Annotated in this window: 6 protein-coding genes; 3 read left to right on the top strand and 3 right to left on the bottom strand. The window is 59.1% G+C overall.

All coding sequences use genetic code 11. From position 1 onward, the window contains the following. From AC1DWM_RS29855 to AC1DWM_RS29845, 3 genes are all read left to right on the top strand, one after another. Nucleotides 1–192 (top strand): integrase core domain-containing protein (locus AC1DWM_RS29855; RefSeq protein WP_477796637.1); only part of this gene is annotated, 192 nt, incomplete at its 5' end. A 131-nt stretch (nucleotides 193–323) separates the two neighbouring features. Continuing rightward, nucleotides 324–1,766 carry a mechanosensitive ion channel domain-containing protein gene (locus tag AC1DWM_RS29850; protein WP_477796853.1) on the top strand — a complete coding sequence of 481 codons (1,443 nt, stop codon included), beginning with the start codon at nucleotides 324–326 and terminating at the stop codon, nucleotides 1,764–1,766. A 230-nt stretch (nucleotides 1,767–1,996) separates the two neighbouring features. Continuing rightward, nucleotides 1,997–2,437, top strand: coding sequence for a carboxymuconolactone decarboxylase family protein (locus tag AC1DWM_RS29845; RefSeq protein WP_223514391.1), 441 nt, complete (start codon nucleotides 1,997–1,999; stop codon nucleotides 2,435–2,437). On the opposite strand, the gene AC1DWM_RS29840 is transcribed toward AC1DWM_RS29845, so the two are convergent. The 3 genes from AC1DWM_RS29840 to AC1DWM_RS29830 form a co-directional block, all read right to left on the bottom strand. Beyond that, nucleotides 2,438–4,030 (bottom strand): DHA2 family efflux MFS transporter permease subunit, encoded by a 1,593-nt coding sequence (locus AC1DWM_RS29840; protein ID WP_223514400.1) that lies wholly within the window; start codon nucleotides 4,028–4,030, stop codon nucleotides 2,438–2,440. It lies immediately after the preceding gene. Beyond that, on the bottom strand, nucleotides 4,027–5,148 hold the full coding sequence (locus AC1DWM_RS29835; RefSeq protein WP_223514403.1) for an HlyD family secretion protein: 1,122 nt from the start codon (nucleotides 5,146–5,148) through the stop codon (nucleotides 4,027–4,029). Before AC1DWM_RS29835 ends, AC1DWM_RS29840 begins: the two co-directional genes overlap by 4 nt. 29 nt (nucleotides 5,149–5,177) lie before the next feature. Next, on the bottom strand, nucleotides 5,178–5,421 hold a 244-nt coding region (locus tag AC1DWM_RS29830; RefSeq protein WP_477796852.1), incomplete at its 5' end, for a hypothetical protein.

Here is a 5,421-nt window from a genome sequence, read left to right as displayed (position 1 = left end):
TGTTGGGATAACGCCCCGATGGAGCGTTTTTTTGGCAGCTTGAAGTCCGAGTGGGTGCCTGAAGAGGGCTACCACTCGGAATATGAGGCCCGAGTAGATATCAACCGATATGTGGCGCGCTACAACAATGTAAGGCGCCACAGCTACAACGGTTACCACTCGCCGGTAGCGGCAGAAAAGATGGCGGCGTGAGAACCGAAAACAATGTCCAAAATTACTGGACCAGATCAGGCTCGCTCCCACATTTGTTTTGCATGAAACCCTCCTACACTGTGCCCAATGTGTGAGATCTTCGCGCCATTGGCCCTCGCTGGAGTTGCTCGATGCAATCTTTTTTCACCGATCATCCGTTGGTCTGCGCACTGGTCCTGATCCTGATCGATCTGGGGCTGTGGCGATTGATTACCGCCAACGGCAGTAACTGGAAGCTCCTCGTCAGGCTGGTGATTTTCTCGTTGTTCAGCGTCCTGCTGTTCAACGAAGGCTTGAACCCGCTGGAGGTCGCCCCTTGGGCCGACAACGTGCCGTTGCACCTGGCGGCCACCGGTTTGCAGATTGCGTGGTGGCTGTTCGGCGCGCGGACCCTGACGGTGCTGATCGGCTCGGTGATGATGCAGCGGGTTGGGCACACCGGGCGTTTGCTCCAGGATCTGCTTGGCGCGGTGATCTTCCTGATCGCGATTATCGCGGCGCTGGCGTATGTCCTCGATCTGCCCGTCAAAGGCGTGCTGGCAACCTCCGGCGCCTTTGCGATCATCGTCGGCCTGGCCTTGCAAAGTACCCTCAGCGACGTGTTCTCCGGGATTGTCCTCAACACCACCAAACCCTATCAACTGGATGACTGGATCTCCATCGACGGCACCGAAGGTCGAGTCATCGACATCGATTGGCGCGCCACGCGCCTGCAAACCGCCCAAGGCAGCATGGCGGTGATCCCCAACTCGCTGGCGGCAAAGGCCAAGATCATCAACTTCAGCCGGCCGAGCGACATTTTTGGCGTATCAATCAGCCTGCAACTGAGCCCCCACGCGCGTCCGCAAACGGTGATCGATGCGCTGGAACGGGCAATGCAGGGCTGCCGCTTTTTGTTGAACAAACCTGCACCGTGCGTTGCACTCAAGGGCTCCAGCGCTACTGGCGTGGAATACGAAATCAGTGGTTTCGTGGTCTCGATGGATCAGAAACGCATGGTGCGAAACTTGCTGTTCGATCTGTCCTATCGGCATTTGCAGGCGGCGGGCGTCAGCCTGTTGTCGACCGTCGAATCGAATGAGCTTGGTGGCTTGTCCCGGCCACGGGCATTGTTGGAAAGTTCGGCGATTTTCTCGACCCTGCGTCAAGAAGAGAAAGAGACTTTCAGCCAGCACATGACCCTGCAAAACTTCCGCGCCGGAGAAATCATCCTGCCAGCGGGGGAGGTCAGCGATCATTTGTTCATCATCGAGTCCGGAGTCGTTACGGTGGAGCTGAGCCGTGCCGGGGTCAAATTCGAATCGGGGCGCATGGGCCCGGGCGAGGTGATCGGCGAGGGCGGGATCTTGTCGGACACCGCGTTGCCGGCCGACTTCATCGCCAAGACCGCTTGTAGCTTGTACCGGATCGAGAAGGACTACCTCAAGCCCTGCCTGGATGCGCGGCATGACATTGGCGAATCGATGAAGGCGCTGCTGGATTTCCGCTTGAACAAGGCGCAGACGTTGACTCAGGAAGTGCCGAAGGTAGTGGAGAGGAAGGGGTTTTTGCAGTGGTTGCGTAATAGGGCTTAGTGATCTGTGGTGGATGGCCGCTGCGCGGATCGCTCCCACAGTTGATCGAGTTTCTTCAGAAGGAATACGGTCAACTGTAGGAGTGAGCCCTGCTCGCGATGGCAATTTCAGACCCGGCTAATTTCTCATTGGTCTCCAATGGCCTCCTCGACTTCTGGAATATTGGCTATTTGTCAGAAGGGCCGGCGGGGCTAACTTAGCTCCACCCTCACTTGCTATCGGAGTCCACCATGAAACCTCGTATTGATTTCTACACCGCTTCCCCTGATGCGCTCAAAGCCATGATCGCCCTGGAAACCGCTGTATCAAAACTGCCGCTGGAAAAGACCCTGATCGAACTGGTCAAGCTGCGCACTTCGCAAATCAATGGCTGCGCCTTCTGCCTCGACATGCACAGCGCCGATGCCCGCAAGGGCGGTGAAGACGAGCGCCGTCTGTACACGTTGTCGGCCTGGCGCGAAACGCCGTTCTTCACCCCGCGTGAACGCGCGGCACTGGCCTGGACTGAATCCTTGACGCTGGTGAGCCAGACCCATGCGCCGGATGAGGACTACGAAGTGGCTGTGTCCGAGTTCAGTCCAAAGGAACTGGTCGACCTGACCGTGGCCATTACCACCATCAACGCTTGGAACCGTCTGGCGATTGGCTTTCGCAAAATGCCTCAAGCCTGATCAGTGAGCATCCGCTGACGGCGCGGCCGGTGGTTGCACCTTGCGCATCAGGGGCACCATCGCCGTGGCGATGATGAAGCAGACCATGATCATTAAAAACGCGTCGCCATAGGTTTGTGTCTGGGCTTCGCGGTAGGTCAACAGCCATAGCTGATGCAGGCTCGCGGTGACGCCAGTGTCACCGCTGTGGCCGAGGGCGGCGAAGTTGTTGCCGACCTGCGACAACCACTGATTCAATGCTTCGTTGGTGCTGTTGAGGTGTTCCGCCAACCGGGTGAAATGCAGGTTGGTGCGGTCGTTGAGGATGGTCGCGCAAGCGGCGATGCCAATGGCGCCTCCCAGGTTACGCATCAGATTGAACAACCCCGACGCATGCTTGAGCCGTGCCGGCGCCAGTCCGCCCAAGGTCAACGTCACCGCTGGCGGCACTGCCAGTTGCTGGGCAATTCCGCGCAACGCTTGCGGCAGCATGAGTTCTCTGGCGCCCCAGTCGTGGGTGATCGGGCTGAAATCCCACATCGACAACGCGAACAGACCCAGGCCGGTCATCATGATCCAGCGCAGATCGACACGGTTGGCCAAAAAGGCGTACAGCGGAATCGCCATGATCTGGAACACCCCGGTGGAAAAAACCGCCAGACCAATGTCCAGCGCGCTGTAGCCCCGCACCCGGCCGAGAAACAGCGGCGTCAGGTAAATGGTGGCGAACAGGCCGATGCCGGTGACGAACGAGAAGAAACAGCCGAGGGCGAAATTGCGGTCCTTCAAGGCGCGCAAATCGACGATCGGATTAGCGACGTGCAAGGTCCGGCCGATGAATGCCAGCCCGGCGAGACCGCTGATCCAGGCGGTGGTGAGAATGGTGCTGTCGCTGAACCAGTTCCAGCGCGGGCCTTCTTCGAGGGTGTATTCCAGGCAGCCGAGAAATAGCGCCATGAACACCATGCTCAGGTAGTCGGCGCCCTTGAGCAGCGACAATTCCGGATGGTCGATTTTCACCAGCATCGGCACGGCCACGGCGACGAAAATCCCCGGTACCAGGTTGATATAGAACAGCCAGTGCCAGGATGAAATCTCGGTGATCCAGCCACCGATCACCGGCCCCAGCGTCGGTGCCAGCGAGGCCACCGCGCCGATGGTTGCAGCCGCGATCACTCGTTGTTTGCCAGTGAAGAAAAAGAACGCCGTGGTGAACACCAGCGGGATCATCGAACCGCCGAGAAAGCCTTGCAGCGCACGGAAAGCGATCATGCTCTGAATGTTCCAGGCCACGCCGCACAACAGGCTGGCCAAGGTGAAACCGACCGCTGAAGCGCAGAACAACCAGCGAGTCGAAAATACTCGCGACAGCCAGCCCGAGAGTGGAATCACGATGATTTCGGCAATCAGGTAGCTGGTCTGCACCCACGCCGTTTCGTCGGTGCCGGCCGAGAGCCCGCCGCCAATGTCACGCAAGGAGGCCGAAACGATCTGAATATCCAACAGCGCAATGAACATGCCAATACACATGCTGGCGAAGGCGAACACCTTGGTCGCCGTCGCCATGTCGGCGGCATTGAACGGTTGCGCAGGAACGGCGAGGGCGCGGCTCATGGTGCGCTGGCCACGGCTGGAGTTACAGCGCTTTTGCGGGTGTCGACTTCAGCCGTCACCGACAGGCCCGGACGCAAGTGACCGAGCACACCGTCGGCCGGATCGAGGACGATACGCACCGGCACTCGCTGGACGATCTTGGTGAAGTTGCCGGTGGCATTCTCCGGTGGCAGCACGCTGAACTGCGAGCCGCTAGCGGGCGCGAGACTGCCCAGATGACCATGGAATTCCTGCCCCGAAAGCACGTCCGCATGGATGATCACCCGTTGGCCCGGAATCATCCGCGCCAGCTGATCTTCCTTGAAGTTGGCATCCACCCACAAACCACTGGACGGCACCACCGACAGCAACTGCGAACCCGCCTGCGCATACGCGCCGACCCGCGCCCGGCGATTGCCGATCACGCCATCCACCGGCGCCTTCAGTTCGGTGTAACCCACATTCAATTGCGCCAGATCCCGTTCGGCTCGAGCCTGCATCAGCGCGGCACGGGCTTGCTGTTTCTGGGTGTCGATCACGTTCAACTGACGTTGCGCGGCCAGCAATTCGGCCTGGGCCCGTGAACTGTGCGCCTGAGCGGTCTTGAACGTGGCATCGGCCCGTTGTGCGCTTTCCACCGAGACAGCGTTGCTGTTCACCAGTTTCTTGTAGCGGGCATTGTCATCACGGGAGCGGGAGGTTTCCGCGCCAGCGGCATCGATCCCGGCGCGGGCCTGGCCGATCACCGCGTACTGCAATTGTTCGGTGGCGTCGAGATTGGCCAGCAAGGCTTCTTCGGCGGCGACCGCGCCTTCGGCCTTGGCCAGATTCGCGCGGTAGTCGCGAGCGTCAAGGCGTATCAACACATCACCGGCCTTGACTGCCTGGTTGTCGGTGACCAGCACTTCCTCGATATATCCGGCGACTTTCGGGCCGATCACCGTGACGTCGCCGCCGATGTAGGCATCGTCGGTTTCTTCAATGAAACGACCAGCCGTCCACCAGTGAGTCGCATACAACCCGGCAGACCCCAGGGCAGCGATAACCGCCGTCAGCAGGATCAACCGCTTGAGCAGAGGAGGCTTGGGTGTGCTCACCGGGACAGCAAGGTCGGGTTCAAGGCTGGTCATGCTGGTCATGGGGGGTTACCTGTGAAAACGTGTGTTTATTACGAATGTAATATGACGTAGGTAATATTTGCTGGCAATTGATTTTTGCTGCCGGTCGTCAGGTCACCCCAGCGGAAGGAAAAGCTGATTAATTGTTTAAGTAATGAGAGCGTCAGGATGCGTCTGCATTTCTGCGGTAACGCAATTTTTGTAGCAGCTGGCGAAGCCTGCGTCCGGCTGCGCAGCAGTCGTGAAACCTGAGATTGCGGTCTTCCTGAAACACCGCATCCTGAAACACCGCAT

This window comes from Pseudomonas sp. P4_C8 (assembly GCF_056401975.1).
Note: the sequence above shows the minus strand (reverse complement) of the source record. Positions and strands in the feature narration are given on the sequence as shown.

Excerpts from the sequence above, each read along its gene's own strand:
- AC1DWM_RS29850 (WP_477796853.1), top strand. The coding sequence starts at position 324 with ATGCAATCTTTTTTCACCGATCATCCGTTGGTCTGCGCACTGGTCCTG.
- AC1DWM_RS29845 (WP_223514391.1), top strand. The coding sequence starts at position 1,997 with ATGAAACCTCGTATTGATTTCTACACCGCTTCCCCTGATGCGCTCAAA.
- AC1DWM_RS29840 (WP_223514400.1), bottom strand. The coding sequence starts at position 4,030 with ATGAGCCGCGCCCTCGCCGTTCCTGCGCAACCGTTCAATGCCGCCGAC.
- AC1DWM_RS29835 (WP_223514403.1), bottom strand. The coding sequence starts at position 5,148 with ATGACCAGCATGACCAGCCTTGAACCCGACCTTGCTGTCCCGGTGAGC.